A 25,286-nucleotide genomic window follows, 5' to 3' on the forward strand; every position below is an offset into this window, starting at 1 on the left:
AATAGGGCAATCGAACGAGAAGCCCCCACTTCAAGCGTTAGCTAAGTGGGGGGAGTATGTCACAGAAAATGATCTTCGCATCCTGTCCGCCGAGCTCGATGGCGGTTCCCACAGTCTCGTAGGTCTTCTTTAAGGCGATGGAGTTAGCGACGACCTCCTGGATATAGGGGGTGCCAGCCGCCTCGGCCACAGGCTTTGCACCGGAACCGGTGAGAATGATCCTGGCGTCACAGTCAGGAAAACGCTCTGCCGCTTCCCGGATTGCGAAGAGGACGCTGGCGAGCTGGTCCGCGTGGTGGCGGCGGTAGTCGGAGTATAAAAGTGTTTCGGTCCCGGCATCCAGGACCGTGATCTTTGTTGTGGTGGAACCGACATCGATTCCGATCAGTAACTTTTTCATAATCGTATTCTTTCATATTGATAACAGTCCGATTGCTTTGAAGGTGACGGTTATCTTTTTCTCTGTTAGTCCTTATCTGTATAGTTTAGAAAGAAAAAAGGCATAAAACCGTTTTGCATCTAAAATCATGCCGATTTCTGCCAATTCATTCAGTATTTTAGTGCCTGAATTTTTAAAAGTCAAGAATTGCGTGGGATGGAAAAGGGAAAACAGTGCTAAAATTTCGCTAAGATAGTGCAAAAATGGCGGAAAATACGGGAAGTCAGGGAAAAAGAGGAGACTTGAAAAAAGAAAGAAAAAAGTCGAAAACAGCAATTGCGGCGGTGCGCCGGATACAGGTAAAAATCAGATTAAAGCTGGAAAAATAACTATTTGAAGAAAAGGCATGTAAAAATCAGAGAAATCTGATCCACATGCCTTTTATAGTAAGTTCTATCGTAACTGTTCAGTAGGTCTGCGCACTTGCTGCGCTGACCGTAAGAAAACATAGGCTGGAAGGCAAAAATCCCATCAGCGAAGCTGATCTGGAATGGATTTTTGCACGTAACTATGAAGGCACTGAATAGTTACGTTCTATCATTCTTTTACGAGAACTTTTGTGATTTCTGCAATATAAACAGTGTGATAATCTTTCTCCGGATACCATTTTCCATCGTTCTCTTTTGCGATAAAGTTCTCCGGCTTGATCTCATCCTCGTAGAGCTTCCTGCACACGAAGACCATGCTGGCCTCCTCGAAAGCAGCTGTTCCGTCTGTGAAATACGGGGTAAGTCCAGCTTCTTTGACCTTATCGCAGTCACGGCCGGATTTGGAACCGCAGATGGAGAGTGCCTGTTTGTGCTCCGGTCCGTAGAAGGACAGGGTAAAGGTATCGTTCGCGTCGACGAATTTCTTTGTGTAGCGCTGCGGGCGGATATAGCAGGTGGCAACATTTTTGCCCCAGAGAACGCCGAGACCGCCCCAGCTTGCGGTCATGGTGTTGTATCCGGACTGATCGCCGGCAGTGATCAGCATCCACTCAGAACCGATCTTTGTGAAGGGATTAAAATTCAGACTTTTGATATCAACTTCTTTGAATGCCATGGAAAAATCTCCTTTCAATGATAAAACTGCAGTAACTGTTCCGTAGATCTTCGCAGTTACAAACTACTTTTATTATAGAATGAGATAAAATAAAATGCAAATGCTTTGTATCCTGAGGGCTGGTTTATGAAAAAAACTGTGCAGGGTGCGGAAAAATTCATGAATAGAAGAGAAAATTATGCTTGAATGAACGTAATATAAGTGTTATATTTTTAACAAGACAGGGAAACCCATGAGGACGATCATGATTGGAGGAAAGCTTATGAGAGGCGTAGAGACAAGAATCCAGGAGATCCGCCATCGGATCTTCAGGGAAGTGGCAAGAATGGCGTATCACACGGAATGGCCGGTGGACAAACGGATTGAGGAGCTTCCGTATAAGATCATTCCGGGAGAAGTCGGAAATTTCAGAAACGATGTTTTTTTGGAGAGGGCGATCGTGAGCGAGCGGCTCCGTCTTGCCATGGGACTTACGTACCGCGGGGCATCGGACCCAGCACCGGTATCCCAGGGAATCGAGGAGGCGGACAAACCGGAGACATATTACACGCCGCCGCTCATCAATGTGATCAAATTCGCCTGTAACGCGTGTCCGGAAAAGCGGGTCTATGTGACAGACGGCTGTCAGGGCTGCCTTGCCCACCCATGTGTGGAGGTGTGTCCGAAGGACGCAGTGAGTCTGGACCGCACAAACGGAAGATCCAGGATCGACCCGGATAAGTGCATCAAGTGCGGACAGTGCGCGAATGTCTGTGCCTACCATGCCATCATCATCCAGGAGCGCCCCTGCGCGGCGGCCTGCGGCATGGATGCTATCCACTCGGACGAGAACGGAAAGGCGGATATCAACTACGACAAATGCGTCTCATGCGGACAGTGCCTCGTGAATTGCCCGTTCGGGGCCATTGCGGACAAATCCCAGATCTTCCAGGTCATCCGCGCGATCCAGACAGGTGAGAGAGTGTACGCCGCTGTGGCACCGGCATTTGTCGGTCAGTTTGGCCCGAAGGTAACACCTGGAAAGCTGAGGGCGGCGATGAAGGCCCTGGGCTTTGCGGACGTCTTTGAGGTCGCCATCGGCGCGGACCTCTGCGCGGTGCAGGAGGCGGAGGACTTTGTGAAGGAAGTTCCGGAACAGCTACCGTTTATGGCGACATCCTGCTGTCCGGCATGGTCCATGATGGCGAAAAAACTGTTCCCGGACTACGCGAACTGCATCTCCATGGCGCTGACGCCGATGACGCTCACCGCGAGACTTATCAAGAAGCAGCATGAGAAGGCAAAGGTGGTCTTTATCGGGCCCTGCGCGGCGAAAAAACTGGAAGCCATGAGAAAATCTGTGCGGAGTGAGGTGGATTTCGTCCTGACCTTCGAGGAGATGGCGGGAATCTTTGACGCAAAGCATGTGGATATCGAGAATATCGCGGAGGATGAGGGCGGAGTCAATGCGGCATCCAGGGATGGAAGAAACTTCGCAGTTGCCGGCGGCGTCGCGAAATCCGTGGTGGATGTGATCGCCCAGATGTACCCGGATAAGGAGATCAGGGTGGCGAATGCCGAGGGCTTAAAGGAGTGCAAGAAACTTTTACAGCTTGCCAAGGCAGGAAAGTACAACGGATACCTGTTGGAAGGAATGGCATGCCCGGGCGGCTGCGTGGCAGGTGCCGGAACAATGCAGCCGGTGAAGAAATCCCAGACGGCAGTCTCCTTATATGCCGCGAAAGCAGGTCATGTGACCAGCGATAGGACGGAGTATGTGAGTGAGCTGGAGAAACTGGTGGACTAAGTGCGTGGCAGCTTGTTTTTCCGGTTCAGGCCGCAAAGCAACCGATTAAAGAGTTATCAAATAAAAGCGGCTTCCTTGACGGAAAGCCGCTTTCGTTGTAAAATACGTACTTGACTCGTTTTTTAGTGGAGAGATCCAGCAAAGACATGTCACAGTGAGCAGGAAAGGAGGAACTTTAAGATGGATCAGAAGATGGAGAAAAATAAGAATAAAACAGGACTTGTGCTGGAAGGCGGCGGTATGCGCGGCATCTATACGGCGGGAGTCCTGGACGTATTTCTGGATGAAGGCCTTACCTTTGACGGGGTGATCGGTGTTTCGGCGGGAGCGGTCCATGGATGCAGTTTCCTTTCGGGACAGAAGGGAAGAAGCATCCGGTATTATAAAAAATACTGTGCGGACAAGCGCTTTATGAGCACCGAAAATCTGATCAGGACAGGAAATTTTGTGGATACTGATTTCTGTTACCATGAACTTCCAGAGATCCTGGATGTTTATGATTATGACACGTTTAATAAAAATAAAGAGCACACCGATTTCTACGTGGTCTGCAGCGATGTTGAGAAGGGGAAGCCGGTCTACGCGAAGCTTCACGATATGAAGCGTGATATCGGCTATATCCAGGCATCAGCGTCGCTTCCATATGTGTCAAAGTTTGTGGAGCTTGACGGCAGAAAACTGCTCGACGGCGGATGTACGGACAGTGTCCCGGTGGAAGCATTCCGGAGACTGGGATATAAGCGCAATGTTGTGGTCCTCACGAGAGATTCAGAGTACCGGAAAAAGCCGGAAAATACCTGGATGGCGGATATTGTGTACCATAAATACCCGAAGTTCGCAGAGGCACTTAAGAACCGGGCTGTCGAGTACAACATGAGTATCCGTAATATCGAAAAGCTGGAAAGGGCGGGCGAAGTTTTCGTGATCCGTCCGAGCGTTCCTCTTACGATCCCGAGGATCTGCAAGAGCGCCGAGGAGATCGAAAAGACATATCAGATCGGTGTCATGGACGCGAAGAAGATGATGGCGGATTTGAGAAAATGGCTGGAAACGTCAGATGGATCAGAAGGGTGACGGAGCAGTCATGAAATGGTGAAGCCACCAGAGAAAAATAATTATGCGGGAGCGCCCGGTCTGCTTTATGGGCAGATGACAGAGTGGAAAACAGACTGATAAGGGGGAGAAAGATATGGCAGCAGGAAAAAAAGAAAATCAGAACGCGGACCATATGATCCGACCGGTGGCGTATATCCACACGGATTTCCCGACAAAATTCGGAATTCCGAGACAGAGCGGCCTGACGGGTGATCTGGAGGCGAAGATCGTCTTTGAGCCGGAATTTTCCAATCCTGAGGCCATCCGGGGAATCGAAGAGTTCTCCCATCTCTGGCTGATCTGGGAGTTTTCGGAGAACGTCAGAAAGCCGGGAAACTGGTCAGCGACGGTGCGTCCGCCGAGACTCGGGGGAAACATGAGAGTCGGTGTGTTTGCCACGAGATCCCCGTTCCGTCCGAATCCCCTGGGACTTTCCGTCGTGAAGCTTAAAAGAGTGGAATACCTGGAAAACGGCGCTCCGGTCTTAGTTGTCACGGGGGCGGACATGATGGATGGGACGCCTGTCTTTGACATCAAGCCCTACGTCCCCTTTGCGGACAGCCACCCGGAAGCGAAGGGCGGCTTCACGGACCAGACGAAAGAGTACGGGCTTGCGGTGGAGATCCCGGAAAAACTTCTGGAGTTCCTGCCGGAAGAAAAGCGGGATCCGCTCCGCGCAGTTCTGGCCCAGGATCCCCGCCCGTCCTACCAGGAGGATCCGGACCGGGTTTATGGCATGGAATTTGCCGGATATGAGGTGAAGTTTACCGTATCGGAGAAGGTTCTCCATGTGAAAAGTGTGGAGAAATGTACTGGTTGAGCAGTGCAGAAAAATGATTTAGAAGAAAAAAGTTATGGAAAATGATCGTGATGACGATCTTTGTTGTCGCCATCGGTTCCCTTGGAATCGCAGGTATCCCTGGAACAGCGACCATGGCTGCTTCCGTCGGACTTTCCGGTGTCGGCATGGGCGCCCAGTTCGGTATGGTCAGTCCGATCTTAGCCATAGACCCGATCATCGACATGCCGAGAACCATGATCAACGTCACCGGTTCCCTGACGAATGCACTTGTTGTAGATAAGATGATGGGAAATCTGAATCTGGATGACTACAATGATATGAGTTTAAATACTCCGGACAGCAAAGCAAACAAGGAAAGCGCAGAGAAATAAAATAGCTGCAAAGAAGCGTAAATTCCCCGTGTGTATCTGTAAGGCAGGTATGCGCGGGGGATTTTTTGCGGAAAAACAGTGATGATTTCCGTAAAATAGGCATTTAAGTATGAATTTAACATGCAAAAATGTTAAATTCATAACTATATCCGCTAAAAATTCGAAAAAACTGGACAGGCTCATATTTTCCTGTATAATAAATACTCGTGGTCTTTTTTCGGGACCAGACAGTTACTTTTACACACACAGGTAAGAAAAAGGAGAATATTGAGTATGGAAAAAATACGTCCAATGTTGTTCACAACATTGAAGAAGTATTCCGGTGCCCAGCTGATGTCTGATGTGGTAGCAGGTATCATCGTAGCCATCATCGCCCTTCCGTTGTCCATCGCGCTGGCACTGGCGTCCGGCGTGGGTCCGGAGCAGGGAATCTACACGGCCATCGCGGCAGGCTTCGTGATCTCATTCTTAGGCGGCAGCCAGGTACAGATCGCAGGTCCGACAGCAGCCTTTGCTACGATCGTAGCCGGCATCGTGGCGAGAAGCGGCGTGGAAGGTCTGGCAGTCGCAACGATCATGGCAGGTATCATCCTTGTTATCATGGGATTCTGTCAGCTTGGTTCCTTGATCAAATTTATCCCGTTTACGATCACCACCGGATTCACCTCCGGTATCGCGGTGACCATCGTGATCGGACAGTTAAAAGATTTCTTCGGTGTCACATACCCGGCAGGTATGGAGACCATCGAGACCATGCAGAAGTTAAAAGCTTTTGCCGCAGGTTTCGGAACCATGAATGTTCATGCGTTGATCGTAGGTCTTGTCTGCCTGGCGATCCTCATCGTAATGCCGAAGATCACGGAGAAGATCCCGGGATCCTTAGTGGCGGTTCTCGTTGGTATCGTGATGGTGAAATTCCTTCCGTTACAGGTCAACACCATCGGTGACCTCTACAGCGTCAGCAACGCGCTCCCGGCGTTCCACATGCCGGCCTTCAGCTATGACGTGATCCAGGGCTCTTTATCGGATGCCTTCACCATTGCGATCCTGGCAGCCATCGAGTCCCTGCTTTCCTGCGTTGTCGCGGACGGCATGATCGGCGGAAAGCACCGCTCCAACACAGAGCTTGTGGCCCAGGGTGCAGGAAATATTGTTTCTGCTTTATTTGGCGGAATCCCGGCAACAGGCGCCATCGCCCGTACAGCGGCAAACATCAAGAACGGCGGACGCACTCCGGTAGCCGGAATGGTCCATGCTGGCATTCTTCTTCTGATCCTTGTGATCCTGATGCCGTACGCAAGCTGGATCCCGATGCCGACCATCGCGGCGATCCTGTTTATGGTTGCCTACAACATGTGCCAGTGGAGAACATTCGCAAGACTCGCAAAGACGGCACCAAAGAGCGATATCGCAGTTCTTGTGATCACATTCTTCTTAACAGTAGTCTTCGACCTTGTCGTAGCCATCGAGGTGGGCATGGTACTTTCCTGTCTGCTGTTCATGAAGCGCATGAGCGACGAGATGGGAGTCAGAAGCTGGCTTCATGTGGAAGAGGTCGAGGAGCAGAAACGTGAGGAAGAGGAAGCTTCCAGGGGAGCGAAGAAGACAATGTCCGTGGAAGAGGCGCAGTTGAAGGCAGCAGCCGAGGAGATCAACCCGGCCAAGCTTCGCCAGATCCCTATGGAGCTTGCGGTATACGAGCTCACAGGACCGTTATTCTTCGGCGCGGCTGACCGCATCAACCAGATCGAAGTGAACGAAGTCACAAGATGTCTGATCCTTCGTATGCGGGCGGTTCCGGCGGCGGACAGCACAGCGATGAACTCCATGACAGCCCTCTATGAGCGCTGCAAAAAGAACGGAGTCACCCTGATCCTGTCCCATGTCAATGAGCAGCCGATGCGCGCGATGGAGAAAGCCGGATTCGTGGATCTCGTGGGAAGAGAGAATTTCTGCAGGAATATTGAGGAAGCACTTGACCATGCGGACAAGGTGCTTGAGAAGTAAATAAAACGCGGAGACAGATTTTCTGCGCAAGGCTGAAAAGAGCTGTGTGACTATATGGGGGTCAGCAGCTCTTTTTAGCGTTTGTAGGGAAGACCAGACTGCAAAAATTAAATGATATTTTTGAAAAAGTCTGTTAAGACGACGCAAAATACGAAAAATACATACAAAAGTTACAAAAATCCTGACGAAATATATTGTATCTGTTATTTGCAAAATTTGCGTTAAGGAAGGAAAATAAGCGATTAAGGAGCGGCTAAAAAGCAGGCTAAAAGGTAGCAGGGATAAAATTTCTGTGATATATATGTTCCGACTTAAAAACAGGAGAGGAATTTCATCTTGTCAGATTAAAAACATCCCGAAAAGAGAAATTTCGCAAAGATTCTTTGCAGGAAACAAAAGCGGGGTGGATGTAAAAGAAAAATTTGGGAGGTATATATCATGGCTAATTTATTTTCGATCCTTTTCATCATCCTTGTTGCAATCGTAGGCGGTATCCCGACCATCGTGATCACGGGGTATATTCCGGTCATGATCGCACAGAAGATCTACAGGAAAGTGAAATATGGATATTCTTTGTATCGTTAAAATATGATAAAGCGCAGGATCACAGTCAACAGCGGGCAAATGGGCATGTTGATTCAGAATGCGCAGGAGCAGCAAGATCGGTTATATTTCATGCAGCAAATAGAGTATAACCAAAATGGGTGATTTTCCGGAAAATTATCTGCAATCTTAACACGAATTTAGCAGAAATTATGTTATAATAGTCCAAAAGAAAAACAGCCGGCGTTGAAGGTGCCAGTTGTTTTTGTGGATCATTATAAGAAACCGGAGGTTCCCCTATGAGCACAAAAGTCAGATCAGTGTTAAAGAACAGCGGGATCGCGTTCGGGATCCTGGGAATCGCGACGGCATTTTGTTTTCTTGTCCAGAGGATCTCAGAATCAGACACGCACGTCCCGCTGTTGTTCGTTTTGGCGGTGCTGTTTGTGTCCCGCTTTACGGATGGATATGTTTATGGAATCGTCGCATCGATCATCGCTGTTTTCGGTGTGAACTACGTTTTTACATTCCCATATTTCAAACTGAACTTTGCGATCACGGGATACCCGCTGACCTTCGTCGCCATGCTGGCCGTGGCCTGCAGCGTCAGCGCCCTGACGACCCAGATCAAGAAACAGGAACAGATGCGGCTGGAGGTTGAGCGGGAGAAGATGCGGGCAAACCTCCTGCGGGCGGTCTCCCACGATATCCGCACCCCGTTGACGTCGATCGTCGGCTCTGCGTCCGGGATCATCGACAACTATGACGCACTCTCTAAGGAAAATATCCTGGAACTCCTTGAGGACATGAAATCCGAGGGTCAGTGGCTCGTCCGGATGGTGGAAAACCTTCTTTCCATCACGAGGATCGGGGATGGAACCGCCAGGATCGATAAGGAAGATGAACTGGTGGAGGACGTGATCAGCGGAGCGATCACGAAATTCAGAAAACGATTCCCGGATATCGAGGTAGTCCCGAAAGTGCCGGAGGATGTCCTGTTTGTGCCTATGGACGCGATCCTGATCGAGCAGGTGATCGTAAATCTCCTGGAAAACTGCGTGCTCCACGCGGACGGTATGACAAAGATCTGGTTGATCGTGACGGAGGACGGGGACCAGGTGAAATTCTCTGTTGAGGATGACGGTGCCGGAATCAAGGAGTCCGCTCTTCCGAGAATGTTCGACGGAAGTTTCCAGTCGGAGGACGGAAAAGAGAGCGATTCCAAGCGAAATATGGGAATCGGACTTTCGGTCTGCATGACCATCGTAAGAGCCCACGACGGAATCATGAAAGCAGAAAACAGAAAAGAAGGCGGTGCCAGAGTGATGTTCTGGCTGCCGAAAGGAGTGGACACGGAATATGGAGATTAAAGACAGAGTGCTGGTCGTGGAAGACGACAAGAGGATCAGCAATTTCATCAAGACAGTGCTGGAAGCGAACAATTACGATGTGATCGTCGCGCAGACGGGAGCGGAGGCATACAGCATGGTGACCTCCCAGTGTCCGGACGTGGTGATCTTAGACCTCGGTCTGCCGGACATGGACGGCATGAAGATCTTACAGGGCGTGCGGGAATGGTCCGCGATGCCGGTGATCGTTGTGTCGGCGAGAACCCATGAGAGGGATAAGGTGGAGGCGCTGGATCTCGGAGCTGACGATTACATCACGAAGCCTTTTGGAACATCCGAGCTTCTCGCAAGGATCCGCACCGCGATCCGTCACACAAGGTCTGGGATCCCGAATCAGCCGGGCGGACAGACGGGAGTTTTTAAATCCGGCGGATTGACCATCGATTATGACAAGCACCGCGTGTTTATCGACGGTGTGGACGCGGGACTGACCCAGAACGAGTATAAGATCGTGAGTCTTCTTGGAAAGTATGCCGGGAAAGTCATGACTTACGACTATATTATTAAAGAGATCTGGGGACCGAATATGAAGAATGATAACCGGATCCTGCGTGTGAATATGGCGAATATCCGGAGAAAGATCGAGAAGAATCCGGCGGAGCCGCAGTATATTTTTACAGAGGTTGGCGTCGGATACCGGATCGTGGAGCCGGATTAGGACAGGATGGCGTGTTGCAGCAAAAAGTGAATAAGCTATGGTAAAAACACCTGCTGTGTCCTCTGTAAATTTAGAGGGCAGCAGCCTTCTGGACAAGTTCATCCAATGTCCCGAACCGGTAGCTCATCTCCTCCCACTTCGTCAGCAGCTCATCGAGGATCGCCGCGTTTGTGGAGGAAGTACTGTGCAGAAGCACGATGGCACCAGGATGGATGCGCCCGAGAAGCTTTTTGAATGCTTCCTCCTTTGTGGGCTGTTTGTCCTGATACCAGTCCACATAGGCGAGACTCCAGAAGAAGGTCTGATAGCCGAGAGCTTTTGCCATCTGAAGATTCGCTTTGCTGTACTTTCCCTGGGGCGGCCGGTAGTATTTCCGCATGTTCTCTCCTGTGATCTCTGTGTAGCTTGTTTCGAGGCTTGAGAGCTCTTTCGCGAAGCTTTCCGGATCGCTGATCTTCGACATGTCCGGGTGGTGGTATGTATGGTTTGCGACAATATGCCCCTCGGAGACCATGCGTTTTACGAGGTCCGGGCTGGTCTCCAGGTAGTTTCCGACGACGAAAAACGCGGCGGGAACCTGATGCTTTTTCAAGGTGTCCAGGATCATGGGGGTATTGCCGTTCTCGTATCCGGCGTCGAAGGTCAGGTAGATGACTTTCTCGCCGGAAAGATCGGCGTACCAGGCATTGTACTGCTTTAATTCATCTGCCGTGGCGTTAGCGACAGGCGGTTTTCCATCCTGCTGGAATGAGAGTCCCCAGTTTCCGTCCGCAGATGCCGGGACTGACGGAATGACGGTGGCGGCGAAAGCGCCGAGGACGTAGGAGAGGGGGAGTAAGATGAGAGCCAGAAGAAGTGTGGCTGGACGGCTTCCTGCGAAAGCCTGGTCATGATCGCGCGGGAATTCTTTTAAAAGACAGAAAAATGGAAATTTCATGAAATGATATCCTTTTCATGTGATTCCAGAGACGTGCAGATGTCTCATGGAATTGCTTTTTATAATATATTCCACCCCAGATATTTGTATTCCATCGCAAAATGTGGTAAGATGTGTTGGTGCGCGTAAAGCTGCCGGTTCGGCAGTATGAAAGGAGAGAAAAAATTGAAGATCAGGATCCGGAGGATTCTTTTTCCAATACTGTTCTGTCTGGCGGTAGCATGTGTCATTGAACTTCCGCTTGCGCAGACAACGATTTTCGGGGACGACGTGATCTTATGGGATACCTTGTTCCGCTCAGTCATCGCGGTTCCGATGCTGGTACATCTTTATAGAGAGGATTCGGTGTTCAGGGGAAAAGAACACTGGAACGGAAAAATCGCGGCTGCGGCATTTTTCAGTGGCGCAGGAATATCTCTGGCGTTCGGCCTTGCGGTGAGAGCGTTTCAGATCTCTGGCGCGGCCCTGGCAGATGAGAGCCTGTTCACAGGAAATCTGTGGCTGGAGACTGTGGTGCTTTTGGCGGCATCCCCGATCCTTGAGGAATATTTTTTCCGCGGCGTTCTCTATGGAAGATGCAAGGAGCTTGTATCCGCCCCGGCGGCAGCATTTATGACCGCGGCGTTTTTCGGTGTGTTCCACTGGGACCTCGTGCAGGGAATCTACAGCTTCTTTATGGGGCTGATCCTGGCATATCTTATGGAAAAAACGAATACGGTGAAGGCACCGGTGGTGTTCCATTTCGCGGCGAATCTGGCGGCACTTGTTCTGGAGGTTTTTTAGCATGACGGAAAGAATGTGCTTATATTTTGTATCAAAATCGGTCGGTTCCGGCGGTCCTGATGCCGCAAAGATGGCGAAAAAGGCGGCAGATTGCCGTAAAATCGTAAGGGAATCGTAATTGAATCATCAAAACCCAGATGATAAAATAGTTTAGGCAAAAAAGAAAGGCGGGAAAACGATATGAAAAAAAGAACATTATTCCGCAGCGGTGCGGCGTTTCTTATGGGACTTCTGATGACCGCAGCGGTGGGATGTTTCACAAGCTTTGCTTATGACAGTGCAAGGCTGAAGGCTTGTTCAGTAGAGAACGGAAACAGCATTTCCGTCACAGGAACAGCCACGGCCGGCGCTTTAAATGAGGGGGAAACTCCGGATGATGGCTATTATTATCTGTTCGAGCTTCACCCATATGAGTCTGAGATAGGCTCCAGAACGGACTACATCGCATGGAGCAACAAATCCGACAAGTTAAAATTCACCTTAAAATACAGCGGTGATTCCACGGATACGATGCTCTATTCCAGATTCGTGGTTGCGTTAAAGACCGGCAGCACCTACACCCCGATCAGCAATGCGATCTATGTGACGAACCCGGGCGATGTGGCAAAATATCGCGAGGCTTACCCGGAGCCGATGAGCAAAAAAGGACTTCTGATTCAGCTCGATATGCTCGGCGACGCTCTGAACCTGGGCGTAAAGCACACGACGGTCAATATCCCGTATCACCAGCTTGTGGGCGGTAATTTAAAATACAAATACAACGGAAAGACCTACAACTTCAACGGTGATCTCATCAAGGATTATGATAAGATGATCAGTGCGTTCTCCGCGAAAGGAATCGTTGTGACGGCGATCCTTTTAAATGGCTGGAACGACAGCTACCCGGAGCTTCACGAAGCCGGGCTTGCGAAGAGAACAGAAGCTTTCTACTATGGTTTTAATGTCTCCACGGAGCAGGGATATGAGACGACCCGTGCGCTGCTCTCCTTTATGGCAGAGCGTTATTCCGGTGCCCACGATGACTACGGTCGTGTCAGCAACTGGATCGTCGGAAATGAGATCAACAACAACTTAAACTGGAACTACACCGGTCCGATGGACATTGATTCCTATACAAAGCTCTACTCAAAGGTATTCCGTGTGGCCTACACAGCAATCAAGAGCCAGAGCCGCAACGCGAGAGTATTCTTCTCCACAGACTATGAGTGGAAGCGCGCAAACTCCAACCTGATGTATGGCGCAAAGGACTTTATTGACCGCTTCAACGCCGATATCCGTGACGAGGGGAATATCGAGTGGGGACTTGCCTACCACCCGTACCCGCATCCGATGACGGAGCCGGAGTTCTGGGATGATGATCAGACGGGAGCTGTCAATAATACCGAAGATTCACCGGTCGTAAACTTCAAAAACCTCAACGTCCTGACGGATTACTTCCAGAAGGATATCATGCGCGATGCAGGCGGAAATGTCCGTCATATCATTCTCTCTGAGGAGGGATTTACATCAAAGAGCGCGACCCGGGGAGATGTCTATGATATCCAGGCGGCGGCATTTGCCTACGCGTACTATCTTGTGGACAACAACCCGTATATCGACGCGTTTATCTTAAACCGTCAGGTCGATGCGGTGATCGAGGTAGAGCAGTCCTGCTCGTTTGGTCTCTGGACAGTTGACATGTCAAGCCCGAACAGGGTCATCGCCGTTATGCCGAAGAATATTTACAACGTATTCAAATATATTGATACAAATAAATCTCTGAAGTATACGGAATTTGCGAAGAAGATCATCGGAATCAACAAGTGGAGCGATGTGATCCCGGGATTTAAGCTGCAGGAATAATTCAAAAAATAAAGCTGGTATTTTGATTCGGCAGGATACTTTCGGATATGTGTTCTGCCGGATCTTTTTTGCTTACAAATACCAGTTTTACGGGATTTTATTGACAAAATCCTAACGAGGGCTTATAATGCGCTATGACGATTATTTAGTACGACAACTCAGGAAATGACAGGAAAACAGTTTTGTGTGTCAACATTTTTCAGGAGGATATCATTATGGCAAAGAAGAATCCAATCGCAGCCGCAGCAAAGAAAATGGCTGCAGCACCGGTTAGCAATAGCACTGTAGAAGTAAAGGCAGCAGAGACAAAGACAGTAAAGGCAGAAGCAAAGGCAGAGGCTCCGAAGGCAGAAGCTAAGAAAGCAGAAGAGCCGAAGAAAGAGACAGCAAAGAAAGCTCCGGCAAAGAGAACAACAGCAAAGGACATCAAGACATCCGTAGTTGTACAGTTCGCCGGCAGGGAAGTTACAGAGAAAGACCTCATTGCAGCTGTTAAGAAAGCCTACACAAAGAAAGGCAACAAAGTCGGCGATATCAAGACCATCGAGATCTATGTAAAGCCGGAAGAGAGCGCTGCTTACTATGTAGTAAACGGTATCGGCGCAGACGATTACAAGATCGAGCTGTAAGTTGAGATGATAGTTTAGCTATGTCCGGATGGACATATGGCTGGGCAAATGTGTTTAGACACAGTCTTGCAGATGGATATATCCTGGATGTGTCGCCTGCAAAAGAACAGAAACTAGGACTTTAGGACTTGAGCGCCCGCTGGGATCATCCCCGGCGGGCGTTTTTGAGATCAGGAGATTATGGAAAAAGAAACGAAGAGAGAGCTGCCGGAAGCGTTCGTGGAGAAGATGGAAAAGCTTCTCGGCAGTGATGCGGAAGCATTTTTTAAGAGCTATGACGCGGAGCGGAAATTCGGACTGCGGGTCAACCCATTAAAGCAGAAGAGCGGGGAGATGCCGGAGGAAGGAGAACCCCTCGGAGATTACCTGAAGGGACTCGCAAAAGTTCCCTGGGCAGAAGAGGGATTTTACTACGAGGCAGACATGCGCCCGGGACGCCATCCGTTCCACGAGGCGGGGGCATACTATATCCAGGAACCAAGCGCCATGTCTGTGGCAGAAGCACTGTCTCCAAAGCCCGGAGAGCAGATCCTGGACCTCTGCGCGGCACCGGGAGGGAAATCTACCCATCTTGCCGGAAAAATGGGCGGACATGGGCTTTTAGTCTGCAACGAGATCCATCCTGCCCGCGCGAAGATCCTGTCCCAGAATATTGAGCGCCTTGGCGTGAAAAATGCTGTGGTGACGAATATGGATCCGTTCCAGCTTGCCCCTGCGTTTCCGGAATTTTTTGACGGGATCGTGGTGGATGCCCCGTGTTCCGGCGAGGGAATGTTCCGAAAGGATGAGAACGCCAGAAATGAGTGGAGCCCAGACCATGTAAAACAGTGCGCGGGGCTGCAGGACGGGATCCTGGACTGCGCGGCGGCGATGTTAAAGGACGGTGGGCGGATCGCCTATTCCACCTGCACATTTTCACCCGAGGAGAACGAGCAGAGCATAGCAAGATTCCTTGAGCGCCATCCGGAGTTTTCTGTGGTGCAGCCGGAGCTTGTAAAATATTTTTCCGGCGGTCACCCGGAATGGGCAGATGGGGATGAGGAGCTGAAAAAGACCGTGAGGATCTGGCCGCATCTTGCGGACGGGGAGGGTCATTTCCTGGCGCTGCTTGTGAAAGGTGAGAGATCCTGGGATGCTGTGGAAAGTACTGTGAACGCAGACGAAAAGAAAAACAGCAAAAAGGGCGGACGTAAAAATGGACGTGCGAAAGAGGACGCGGCGCTCACGGAAGCGGTCGCTGCGTTCCGGACGTTTGAAAAAGAAAATCTGAAAGACACGGAACATCTGGAGAATGGAAAGAAATTTCTGATGTTCGGAGAAAACCTGTATCTCGTCCCGGAGGTGATGCCGGATCTTAAGGGACTTAAGGTACTGAGACCGGGCCTGCACCTCGGAAGCGCGAAAAAAGACAGGTTTGAGCCGTCCCATGCATTGGCTCTGGCACTGAAAAAAAGTGATGTGAGACAGAGTGTGGAGGTCGGATCGGAGGATCTTGCGCTGCGGTATCTCCGTGGAGAGACATTGCGGGCGGAGGATCTTGAAGAACCGAACATCCCGGCAAAAGGCTGGGTTCTTGTGACTACCGGCGGCATGTCACTGGGGTTTGCGAAGGCGGCTGGCGGGATGCTGAAGAATCACTATCCGAAAGGACTTAGGATTCAGGGTGGTTGATGATACGCATTAAGAGATAAGTTTTTGCTTTTACATTACTGTAAAAAGGATATAGAGCCAGAAAAGAACCGGACATGGAAACAAGCGAAAACACGCTTCGCGAGTTTCCCCTTGTTATCGCGACAGTCGCCAAGGTCCCGCGCATGCGCGGACTTTGGCTCGTTGTTCGCGTAGATAAGATCCGCCGGGATCTGCCTTAATAAAAGACAGGACCTGACGGATCTTTTATGTCTGGAAACAGTTTCCTCATGTCCCCCGGCAGCGGGGCGGAGAACTCAAGCTTTTCTCCGGTCACCGGATGGGAAAAGCTTAAATATGTGGAATGGAGCGGCTGACGGTCGATAAAACGGTAGTCCGGGCAGTAGAGAAAATCCCCTGGCAGCGGATGCCCGATGGCTTTCATATGGACGCGGATCTGGTGTGTCCTTCCTGTCTCCAGGAGGAGGCGGATGAAGGAGAGGTCAGCGTTCTTGTTGTAGGCAAATGTCCGGTAATGGGTTACAGCGGTCTCACCCCGCTCTGGATCCAAGACCCGCTCGATGGTGGAGCCGTCCTTTCTTGCGATCGGAAGATCGATGGTGCCGGATGCGTCCGTCTTCCCGGAGACGATGGCGGCGTACTCCCTGTGAATCGTGTGGTCCTTCACGGCATCAGAGAGAACGCAGGAACTGTAGGGATTCTTTGCGAGAAGCACAAGCCCTGATGTGTCCCGGTCCAGCCGGTTTACGGCCCGGAACACGAAAGGAGACTCCTCATTCCTGTAATACCATGCAATCCCGTTTGCCAGGGTATTCTCATAGTGTCCCTGGGACGGGTGGACCGGCATTCCGGCAGGTTTATCGATCACGAGAACATGTTCGTCTTCAAAAACGACGGAGAGGTCCATGGGAACAGGGACAATCTGGTCGGAAGTTTTTTTCTCCGTGACATGGACGCGCAACTGATCTTTCGGCTGAAGGACTGTGTTGGAAAAAACAGTTTTTCCGTTTAGGAGAAAACTGCCCTCGGTGTTTCGAAGATGAACCACCAGGCGGGAAGAATAGCCGGAATCCATGAGAAAGGCGGCGATGGAACGACCGCTGTCGGCTTCTTTAATTGTGTAAATCAAAACTATATTCATGATAAATCCCTTTTTATTTAAAAATATAATAATTCAACACACCAGATGTCCGCAGATATTTCGGCTGCATAACATCACGGACACGTAGAAATGATCTCAAAGTTATTTCAGCGTATTTCATTGTATCATAGGAAAAATTGTCCGGCAAGTCTCAGAAAACATCCGCATATGCTGTTACAAATATGCGGCGGAAGTTCTGAAAAATGTGGAAAAATAAAAATATAGCAGGAATGGTGCTGGCGCGGCTCAGTGAATGGACCTTGGGGAAAGAAAAGGAAAAACGCAGACCCGGACCATCCCCGATTCTGCAGTTGTGCCTGGGGGGACTCCTGCTTTTGGCAGCGGCAGTTCCCGGAGATCATTTATACAGGGAAAGCAGCGGGCTGCAGGCTGCACAGGATCCGGTCGTATCGGTGATCCGGTCCGAGAATGGGGAGACGCTGGAATCAGCGGTGGTGCGATCGAAGGTGAAGACCGATCCGCTGAACCTGAATTCTCACTCCGCTGTCCTGCTTGACGGCGATACAGGGCGGATTCTGTACGGAAAAAACGAGATGGAAGTCCTTCCCATGGCCAGCACCACGAAGATCATGACCTGCATCCTTGCCCTGGAGAATGCCGGGCTGGACACGGAAGTCGGGATCTCAGACCGGGCGGCGACCATGCCGGAGGTGAAGCTGTATGTGAGAGAAGGGGAGAAATACCGACTGGAAGACCTTCTTTACTCCCTGATGCTGGAATCCCACAATGACACCGCAGTGGCCATCGCGGAAGCGGTCGGGGGCAGCGTGGAAGATTTCGCGGACATGATGAACAGGAAGGCAGCGGAACTTGGCTGTGATGATACATATTTTCTGACGCCCAACGGGTTGGATGCGGAGGATAAGGAGAGTGGGAAGGTTCATTCCACCACTGCGGCAGACCTGGCGCGGATCCTCAGATACTGCATCGTGCTCTCCCCGGCAAAAGAAGAGTTCCTTGCCATCACAAGAGCACCGTCCCACGCCTTTTCCGACCTTTCCGGGATACGGAGTTTCTCCTGCGTCAATCATAATGCTCTCCTGACATCCATGGAAGGTGCGGTCAGTGGAAAGACCGGATTCACGGGAAAGGCTGGATACTGTTATGTTGGTGCAGTGAAAAAGGGGAAGAAGCTGTTCATAGCGGCGCTTCTGGGCTGCGGGTGGCCGCCCCACAAGACCTATAAGTGGCAGGATGTGCGGAAACTTGTGACATACGGGGATAAAAACTTTGAGTATAAGGAGATAGAGAAAAAGGGACTCGGGGAGGAAACTGCAGTTCCGGTGGAAAATGGCGTGGGGTACAGGGTTAAGGTAGAGATCGGGACTGAAAACGCGGATAAGACCCCTCTCCGTGTTCTGCTGGGAAACGATGAGAAGGTCCAGGTAAGGACAAAGATCGCAAAATCGCTCCATGCTCCGGTCCGGGAAGGAACGCCGGTGGGACAGCGGGATTACATGGTCGACGGGATCGTCATCGACAGTGATCCGGTGGTGACAGCCGGGAATGTTGAACTTTGGGACTTTGAGTATGCGGAGAAGATCGTGATGGAAAAATTCTGGATGTAGAGGTCTATTTTTCCAGACATGAATCGATGAATGGGCCTGTTTTAAAATGTTATAAAAATCCTACTATCATACTTGAATTATAGGAATATTCTGTTATACTGATAAGAAAGATAATTGGTAACTATGAAGGTACATATCAGTTACAGAAAATTTATAAGTACGGAGGCATAAAATCATGCAGACAAAACTGACGAGAGAGGACGCCATCGCGCTCCTCAGAAAATACAACAAAGAGCCATTCCATATTCTCCATGGCTTGACTGTCGGGGGCGTTTTAAAATGGTACGCGAATGAACTCGGATACGGAGATGAGGCCGGATTCTGGGAGATCTGCGGAATCCTTCATGATATCGATTTCGAGGAGTATCCGGAGGAGCACTGCCTGATCGCGCCGCGTCTTTTAAAAGAGGGCGGAGCCGAGGATGAGGTGATCCATGCGGTCTGCAGCCACGGATACGGAATCCACGAGTGGATCGACGCGAAGCCGGAGCACGAGATGGAAAAAGTCCTCTTCGCGGCAGATGAGCTGACCGGTCTGATCTGGGCGGCAGCGAAGATGCGCCCATCAAAGAGTACGAAGGACATGGAAGTGTCCAGCTTAAAGAAGAAATTTAAAGATAAGAAATTTGCTGCAGGATGTTCCAGGGACGTCATCACAAAAGGTGCCGGGAATCTCGGCTGGGAACTGCCGAAGTTAATGGAAATGACGATCCTCGCCATGAGATCCTGCGAGGATTCCGTTGCGGAAGAGATGAAGAAGATGGGGTTGGCGGAGTAAGAGCGTATTGCTGACCAGTATAATAAAAACCTGAGGAGCTGTGTTGAGACCTCTCAGGTTTTTTGCCTTCCGGCTTATGTTTTCTTACAGTCAGCGCAGTAAGTGCGCAGACCTGCAGAACAGTCACAATTTCAGACTAATTGTTCAGCAATTTTGCACGCTTACCGCACTGACTGCACTGTCTATTTTCTGCTCTTGATCTGTGCCGTCATCTTATTGGGCAGGCAGACGATGATCTCGCCGTCCAGATGGATCTTTCCCTGGTGGACACAGATCTTGTCGGGGCATGTGGCCTCGGAGACCCACGCCTCCCCATCTTTGATGATCAGGTGGTTTGTGCCGCCGGACACGCTGTCTATAGTGAGTTCCTGATCTTTTGCGAGATCGAGGGTTTCGACTACTTTTCCATCGACGGAAACTTCAACGATCTCCGCAGGGCTTTTATGCATCAATTTTGCCCCGAGAAAAAGAAGAACGGCTGCCGCAAGTATTACGGCGATCAGGATCATATCCTGTTTTTTTAAAAGTTTCTGTTTCGTATCTTTGCTTTCTGTCATAAAAAATCCCTGAAAATAGTGTAATGGTAACTGTTTCGTGTTTTGCATCAGCGCCGGGCAAAAAATCCGGGAGACTGTCTGATCTAAATATTACTGTTTGATAATAAAGTCTTCCATTCCATCCGAATAGGAAACATTGTAATCCTCATCGATAAAGCATGCGTAGATTCCATCCAGGGAATTCGCAAGCTCCAGTCCTTTTTCCAGGCCAAGGGAAAAGCAGGTGGTGGAGAGACCATCCCCGTCAACGGACTCCTCGGAGAGGATCGTCACGGAGATCAGTCCATTATCGTAAGGATACCCGGTTGCCGGGTTTAAAATGTGATGGTAATTCTTTCCGTCGATCTCAAAATGCCGCTCGTAGACACCGGATGTCACGACGGAGAGATCCTTGATCCCAAGCACCTCAAAGGTCTCATCCCTGTCCGCAAAAGGTTTCTGCAGCCCGATGTTGAATTTGCTTCCGTCCGGCTTTTCGCCCATGCAGAGGACGTTTCCGCCGAGATTGATAATGGCGCTCTTCACACCGGCATCCAGGAGCTGTTCCTTGATCCGGTCGGCGATATAGCCCTTCGCGATGGAACCCAGGTCGATGGTGGTATCCGGGGAGAGGAATGTCAGCGTATTTCCGGAGAGGACGAGGTTGTGGTAATCCACCTTCGGAATATCTGCTTCGATGTCTGCTTCATCCGGGATCACGGCCTCGCCGCTTGTGAAATTCCAGAGGGAACTCAACGGCTCGATCGTAATGTCAAAGGCACCGTCAGATTTCTCGCAGTATTCCAGACCTTTTGCCAGAAGCGCTGCCATGTCGTCGGAGACCGTGACAGTGTCGGAGGTCCGATGGTTGATCTTGTAGAGCTCGCTGGTCTCTAAGGTCTTGCTGAAAATATTCTCATACTCTTTACAAAGTGCCATCGAATCGTCTAAGATAGAGGAGTCGTCGGAATCGTAGAGCGTGATGGTGACGAAGGTGTTGAGCAGAAAATCGGAACGGCTGAGAGGAGTCTCCTGTGTGAGAAGTCCCGGTCCGCTGCTTGTTCCACATCCGCTCAATGTCATGCCGGAAACAAAGAGGAGACCGGCGGCACAGAGGCCAAATATTGTTTTTTTATTCATGTGTTATATACTTCCTGTACGATAAATATTATAAGCTCATTCGACAGCGGAAATTTTGTATATTAATACGAAAACGCAGACCGCAGCAGGCACTCGTGCCTGTCGTACAAAATATCAGAAGCTGCACTGCCGGATATCCGGTTTATTCTAACAAATGAACTTTTGAAAGTCAAGAAAGAGGAGAATAGATCCGATGAATCGAGAAAAAAAGGCAATAACTGTGGCATTGTATGGGCTCCTGATTGCCCTTGCCATGGTGCTGAGTTTTGTTGAGACAATGATTCCCATCCCGATCCCAGTCCCAGGCATAAAGCTGGGACTGGCGAACCTTGTAACGGTGGTGGGGCTTTATTTAATTGGAATCCCCGGAACCATCGCCGTGACCCTGATCCGCATCGTTCTTGTGGGACTGTCATTTGGAAATCCCTACAGCATGATCTATGGGCTGTCTGGAAGCTTTTTAAGCTTGTTTGTGATGGCGGTATTGAAGGAGACCGGAAAGCTCTCCCAGGTCAGCATCAGCGTTCTTGGCGGTATTGCCCACAATATCGGCCAGATCACCTTTGCGGCAGTTATCGTCCAGACACCAGGGGTATTTTATTATCTGCCATTTCTTCTGGCAGCCGGATGCATCGCGGGAACACTGATCGGAATCGTCGGCGGAATCATTACGGAGCGGCTTCAGCGTGCGATGCGGGGGATAAAAAAATAAAATAGCGATTGTATTAGGGTGGTAAATTTATTATAATAAAATGTAACAGGTTGCAGGTGCGGCAATTTGTTCTGCAAAAAACGCGCTGCAAGTTTACTTGTATAAGTGTTTTTGCAGAGCAGATTGATATAGGGCGGCCGCCCTGTGCTTCTTGTTTTTGTGCAGCGAAAACAAGAAGATACGCACGTTATACTTAAATCTGTCAATATACCGTAAAAAAACGGAGGAATTCGATCATGATTGAAATGTCAATAAAGAAACTGGTTCAGTACGGCAGAACGACCGGACTTATCGAAGCCGAAGATGAGATCTACGCAAGAAACCAGATCCTGGAAGTACTGAAAATGTCCGAATACGAGGAGCCGGGCGAGATTACAGACGAGATCAGCCTGGAAGATACCTTAAACGCGCTCACCGACTACGCTGCAGAGCAGGGGATCCTTGAAAACAACAGCGTCGTATACCGGGATCTTTTTGACACGAGACTCATGAACTGCCTGATGCCGCGCCCAAGCGAGGTCGTAAAGAAATTCCGCGGGGAGTATGAAAAATCCCCGGAGGACGCAACGGCTTATTTCTACAAACTGAGCCAGGACTCCGACTATATCCGCCGCTACCGTGTCTGCAAGGACTTGAAGTGGATCACGAAGACGGAGTACGGCGACCTGGACATCACGGTAAACCTCTCAAAGCCTGAGAAAGACCCGAAAGCTATCGCCGCTGCAAAAACCATGAAGCAGAGCGGATATCCGAAATGCCTGCTCTGTATGGAAAACGTGGGCTACGCGGGCCGAATCAACCATCCGGCGAGAAACAACCACCGGATCATTCCGCTGACCTTAAACGGCGAGTCCTGGGGCTTCCAGTATTCCCCGTACGTCTACTATAATGAGCACTGCATCGTCTTCAACGGAAAACACACCCCGATGAAGATCGACCGGAATACGTTCAAAAAGTTATTTGATTTTGTGACCATGTTCCCGCATTATTTCCTGGGATCCAACGCGGATCTCCCGATCGTCGGCGGTTCCATCCTGACCCACGACCATTTCCAGGGCGGAAGATACACCTTCGCGATGGCGAAAGCACCGGTGGAGAAAAGTTTTACAGTGAGCGGTTACGAGGATGTGGAAGCAGGAATCGTAAAATGGCCGATGTCCGTGATCAGGATCCGCAGTGAGAAGAAAGAACGCCTTGTGGATCTTGCGGATAAGATCTTAACTGCATGGCGCGGATATACAGACGCGGACGCGGATATCTACGCGGAGACAGACGGGGAGCCACATAACACGATCACCCCGATCGCGAGATTCCGTGGCGGAAAGTTTGAGCTGGATCTGGTACTGAGAAATAACCGCACCACGGAGGAACGTCCGTTAGGTCTGTTCCATCCGAACCCGAAGCTCCACCACATCAAGAAAGAGAACATCGGACTCATCGAAGTCATGGGCCTGGCAGTTCTTCCGTCGAGATTGAAGGATGAGCTTGCCCTGCTTGCCGACTATATCGTGGAAGGAAAGGACATCCGCAGCGAGGAATCCATCGCAAAACATGCAGACTGGGTAGAAGAGTTCCTTCCGAAATATGCGAAGATCACAAAGGATAATGTGATGGAGATCTTACAGGATGAGGTCGGCCATGTGTTCGCGAATGTCCTTGAGGATGCGGGCGTTTATAAGCGCACAGAGGCGGGGCGTGAGGCATTTGGAAAATTTATCGAGACATTAAACAGGTAACAAAATTGTTGCCGGAACCGTTACATTTTCCTTAAAATTTTCATAAATGTAGGGACTTCGTCTCGCCAAGCGCGGGAAAGTGTGTTATATTGGTATTTGTTTCATAACTGCTAAGATTCTTCGCAGTTACAAGCAAAAATCCATTCCGGATCGGTTTTGCCGATGGGATTTTTGCTTTCCAGCCCATACTTTTTTACGGTCAGCGCAGCAAGTGTGCAGATCTATTGTGCAGCTGCTGGGCTTTAAATGATGGAAAAAGGAGACTGCCATGTTAAATGAGGAGAAGATCCGGCTGATGACGGGTATCGCCATGTTTGAAAAGAAAATGATGAAGGAATCCATCCCGGCAAACCGGTATTTCAAGAGCGACTACGTTGGAAGCCATCTGATCCGGTCTTTTATCGCGTACTCGCTGACCGTGTGCCTGTGCCTGGTGCTGTGGGTCCTTTACCGGTTCGATGATCTGCTCAACGTCATGGCGGTGGATGACCTGATCTCTCTCGGGGTGCGCCTTGTATTCTACTATGCTGCGGGACTTCTCGCATATCTTGTTGTGACCTGGAAGATCTATTCGAGACGTTATGACGAAGCAGCCGGAAGACTGAAGATCTATCAGGCAAAGCTGCGGCGCCTTGATAAAAAATATGACCAGTAGCCTGCAAAGGAAAACGGGGAGGAAAAGAGTAAGTGATCGGACTTTTAGTATTCAAGGAAAAACTGAAACAATTTTATGGAAAGTATAATATTTACATCGTACCGGTCGTAAAATTCCTGGTGGGATTCCTTACGTTCTGGCTGATTAACGCGAATGTAGGTTTTATGTCGAAACTTAAGAATCCGCTGATCCCGGTGGTGATGGGACTGGTTGCCTCCTTTATTCCATATGGAGTGACAGCGTTTCTGGCCGGTGTTTTTATCCTGATCCATGTTGCCCAGGTGTCTCTGGAGATCGCTCTGGTCATCTTTGTGTTCGTGCTGGCGGTGACCGTCCTTTACTACGGATTCCGGCCGGGTGACGGATATCTGCTTCTCCTGACACCGTTACTGTTCTTCCTGCGGATTCCGTATGTGGTGCCGCTTGTGGTAGGACTTTCTGGAAGCCTTGTGTCCATCGTTCCTGTGTGCAGCGGTGTCTGCATCTACTATATTCTGATGTATTTAAAGCAAAATGCGGGAACACTGACGGGAAGTTCGATGGCGGAGATGGCAGACCGGTTTATCCAGATCGTAAAGAATGTATTTGGAAATGAGCTGATGTGGGTCATGGTGGCTGCATTTGCCGCTGCGATCCTTGTGGTCTTCATCCTTAAAAATCTTTCAGTAGACTACTCCTGGTCCATCGCCATCGTTGCGGGAGTGATCACACAGCTTGCAGTGATCTTTATCGGTGATTTCAATTTCAACCTTCCGGTATCCGCAGGTTCCATGATCTTTGGAATCGTCGCATCGGTGGTGATCGCCCTGATCTACCAGTTCTTTGTGTTCGCGGTGGATTATACGAGAACAGAGTATCTGCAGTATGAAGACGATGACTACTATTACTATGTGAAAGCTGTCCCGAAGCTCACGGTGTCTGCACCGGATGTGAAGGTACAGCGGATTTATTCGAGAAAAAATGTGAGACATGAGAAGAACGAAACTCGTGAATAATTGTACGGA

General features: G+C 50.0%; 24 protein-coding genes. 18 read left to right on the plus strand and 6 right to left on the minus strand.

What is annotated here, in order from left to right:
- Positions 1-37: 37 nt before the first annotated feature.
- Together DXA87_RS12325 and DXA87_RS12330 are read right to left on the minus strand one after the other, a co-directional pair.
- Positions 38-400, minus strand: coding sequence for an Activator of 2-hydroxyglutaryl-CoA dehydratase (HSP70-class ATPase domain) (locus tag DXA87_RS12325; protein ID WP_015554116.1), 363 nt, complete (start codon positions 398-400; stop codon positions 38-40).
- A 576-nt stretch (positions 401-976) separates the two neighbouring features.
- The gene (locus DXA87_RS12330) at positions 977-1,483 is read right to left on the minus strand and encodes a flavin reductase (RefSeq protein WP_117469344.1); all 507 of its coding nucleotides are present in this window, start codon (positions 1,481-1,483) and stop codon (positions 977-979) included.
- A gap of 262 nt (positions 1,484-1,745) precedes the next feature.
- On the opposite strand from DXA87_RS12330, the gene DXA87_RS12335 reads away from it, so the two are divergent.
- The 8 genes from DXA87_RS12335 (at position 1,746) to DXA87_RS12365 (ending at position 10,154) form a co-directional block, all read left to right on the plus strand.
- Positions 1,746-3,269, plus strand: coding sequence for a 4Fe-4S dicluster domain-containing protein (locus DXA87_RS12335; RefSeq protein ID WP_117504665.1), 1,524 nt, complete (start codon positions 1,746-1,748; stop codon positions 3,267-3,269).
- A gap of 180 nt (positions 3,270-3,449) precedes the next feature.
- Positions 3,450-4,343, plus strand: coding sequence for a patatin family protein (locus tag DXA87_RS12340; protein ID WP_117504617.1), 894 nt, complete (start codon positions 3,450-3,452; stop codon positions 4,341-4,343).
- A 115-nt stretch (positions 4,344-4,458) separates the two neighbouring features.
- Complete coding sequence (gene tsaA / locus DXA87_RS12345; protein ID WP_117504619.1) at positions 4,459-5,184, plus strand: tRNA (N6-threonylcarbamoyladenosine(37)-N6)-methyltransferase TrmO; 726 nt, start codon at positions 4,459-4,461, stop codon at positions 5,182-5,184.
- A 50-nt stretch (positions 5,185-5,234) separates the two neighbouring features.
- Complete coding sequence (locus DXA87_RS12350; protein WP_242998057.1) at positions 5,235-5,537, plus strand: cation:dicarboxylase symporter family transporter; 303 nt, start codon at positions 5,235-5,237, stop codon at positions 5,535-5,537.
- A 273-nt stretch (positions 5,538-5,810) separates the two neighbouring features.
- The gene (locus DXA87_RS12355; RefSeq protein ID WP_117504621.1) at positions 5,811-7,544 is read left to right on the plus strand and encodes a SulP family inorganic anion transporter; all 1,734 of its coding nucleotides are present in this window, start codon (positions 5,811-5,813) and stop codon (positions 7,542-7,544) included.
- 438 nt (positions 7,545-7,982) lie between these two features.
- A complete protein-coding gene (locus DXA87_RS18180) occupies positions 7,983-8,129 on the plus strand; it encodes a hypothetical protein (RefSeq protein ID WP_015554124.1) in 147 nt (48 codons plus the stop codon).
- 257 nt (positions 8,130-8,386) lie between these two features.
- The gene (locus DXA87_RS12360; protein ID WP_117469347.1) at positions 8,387-9,457 is read left to right on the plus strand and encodes a DUF4118 domain-containing protein; all 1,071 of its coding nucleotides are present in this window, start codon (positions 8,387-8,389) and stop codon (positions 9,455-9,457) included.
- Complete coding sequence (locus DXA87_RS12365; RefSeq protein WP_015554126.1) at positions 9,447-10,154, plus strand: response regulator transcription factor; 708 nt, start codon at positions 9,447-9,449, stop codon at positions 10,152-10,154. Before DXA87_RS12360 ends, DXA87_RS12365 begins: the two co-directional genes overlap by 11 nt.
- A 70-nt stretch (positions 10,155-10,224) precedes the next feature.
- Here DXA87_RS12365 and DXA87_RS12370 read toward each other — a convergent pair whose 3' ends face one another.
- On the minus strand, positions 10,225-11,091 hold the full coding sequence (locus DXA87_RS12370; protein WP_242998058.1) for a polysaccharide deacetylase family protein: 867 nt from the start codon (positions 11,089-11,091) through the stop codon (positions 10,225-10,227).
- Positions 11,092-11,256: 165 nt separating this feature from the next.
- Here DXA87_RS12370 and DXA87_RS12375 point away from each other — a divergent pair, with 165 nt between their 5' ends.
- The 4 genes from DXA87_RS12375 to DXA87_RS12390 all read left to right on the plus strand — a co-directional run bounded on the left by DXA87_RS12375 (position 11,257) and on the right by DXA87_RS12390 (position 16,016).
- Positions 11,257-11,874, plus strand: a complete 618-nt coding sequence (locus DXA87_RS12375; protein ID WP_158553076.1) for a CPBP family intramembrane glutamic endopeptidase — start codon at positions 11,257-11,259, stop codon at positions 11,872-11,874.
- A 180-nt stretch (positions 11,875-12,054) separates the two neighbouring features.
- Positions 12,055-13,716 carry a DUF5722 domain-containing protein gene (locus tag DXA87_RS12380; RefSeq protein WP_117504625.1) on the plus strand — a complete coding sequence of 554 codons (1,662 nt, stop codon included), beginning with the start codon at positions 12,055-12,057 and terminating at the stop codon, positions 13,714-13,716.
- Between the two features lie 215 nt (positions 13,717-13,931).
- Entirely contained in the window at positions 13,932-14,345 is a 414-nt protein-coding gene (locus DXA87_RS12385) for a DUF6465 family protein (protein ID WP_242998060.1), read from the plus strand.
- A gap of 180 nt (positions 14,346-14,525) precedes the next feature.
- The gene (locus DXA87_RS12390) at positions 14,526-16,016 is read left to right on the plus strand and encodes an RsmF rRNA methyltransferase first C-terminal domain-containing protein (RefSeq protein ID WP_117504627.1); all 1,491 of its coding nucleotides are present in this window, start codon (positions 14,526-14,528) and stop codon (positions 16,014-16,016) included.
- A gap of 196 nt (positions 16,017-16,212) precedes the next feature.
- On the opposite strand, the gene DXA87_RS12395 is transcribed toward DXA87_RS12390, so the two are convergent.
- Positions 16,213-17,136, minus strand: a complete 924-nt coding sequence (locus DXA87_RS12395) for an RluA family pseudouridine synthase (protein ID WP_117504629.1) — start codon at positions 17,134-17,136, stop codon at positions 16,213-16,215.
- 203 nt (positions 17,137-17,339) lie between these two features.
- On the opposite strand from DXA87_RS12395, the gene DXA87_RS12400 reads away from it, so the two are divergent.
- Positions 17,340-18,725, plus strand: coding sequence for a D-alanyl-D-alanine carboxypeptidase family protein (locus tag DXA87_RS12400; protein ID WP_117504631.1), 1,386 nt, complete (start codon positions 17,340-17,342; stop codon positions 18,723-18,725).
- 175 nt (positions 18,726-18,900) lie between these two features.
- Positions 18,901-19,503 (plus strand): hydrolase, encoded by a 603-nt coding sequence (locus tag DXA87_RS12405; protein ID WP_117469353.1) that lies wholly within the window; start codon positions 18,901-18,903, stop codon positions 19,501-19,503.
- Between the two features lie 182 nt (positions 19,504-19,685).
- Here the strand turns inward: DXA87_RS12405 and DXA87_RS12410 are convergent, their stop codons facing one another.
- Both DXA87_RS12410 and DXA87_RS12415 read right to left on the minus strand, forming a co-directional pair.
- The gene (locus DXA87_RS12410; protein ID WP_117504633.1) at positions 19,686-20,060 is read right to left on the minus strand and encodes a NusG domain II-containing protein; all 375 of its coding nucleotides are present in this window, start codon (positions 20,058-20,060) and stop codon (positions 19,686-19,688) included.
- Between the two features lie 90 nt (positions 20,061-20,150).
- On the minus strand, positions 20,151-21,179 hold the full coding sequence (locus DXA87_RS12415; protein ID WP_347472399.1) for an FAD:protein FMN transferase: 1,029 nt from the start codon (positions 21,177-21,179) through the stop codon (positions 20,151-20,153).
- Between the two features lie 193 nt (positions 21,180-21,372).
- Here DXA87_RS12415 and DXA87_RS12420 point away from each other — a divergent pair, with 193 nt between their 5' ends.
- The 4 genes from DXA87_RS12420 to DXA87_RS12435 all read left to right on the plus strand — a co-directional run bounded on the left by DXA87_RS12420 (position 21,373) and on the right by DXA87_RS12435 (position 25,277).
- Positions 21,373-21,891: a Gx transporter family protein gene (locus DXA87_RS12420; protein ID WP_117469355.1), complete on the plus strand. Its 519-nt coding sequence runs from the start codon at positions 21,373-21,375 to the stop codon at positions 21,889-21,891.
- A gap of 236 nt (positions 21,892-22,127) precedes the next feature.
- Entirely contained in the window at positions 22,128-23,627 is a 1,500-nt protein-coding gene (galT, locus tag DXA87_RS12425; RefSeq protein WP_117504635.1) for a UDP-glucose--hexose-1-phosphate uridylyltransferase, read from the plus strand.
- 268 nt (positions 23,628-23,895) lie between these two features.
- On the plus strand, positions 23,896-24,282 hold the full coding sequence (locus DXA87_RS12430) for a hypothetical protein (RefSeq protein ID WP_015554136.1): 387 nt from the start codon (positions 23,896-23,898) through the stop codon (positions 24,280-24,282).
- A 32-nt stretch (positions 24,283-24,314) separates the two neighbouring features.
- Entirely contained in the window at positions 24,315-25,277 is a 963-nt protein-coding gene (locus tag DXA87_RS12435; protein ID WP_117469358.1) for an ABC transporter permease, read from the plus strand.
- Positions 25,278-25,286: the final 9 nt, after the last annotated feature.

The organism is Desulfotomaculum sp. OF05-3, assembly GCF_003435535.1.
GTDB lineage: Bacteria > Bacillota > Clostridia > Lachnospirales > Lachnospiraceae > Pilosibacter > Pilosibacter fragilis.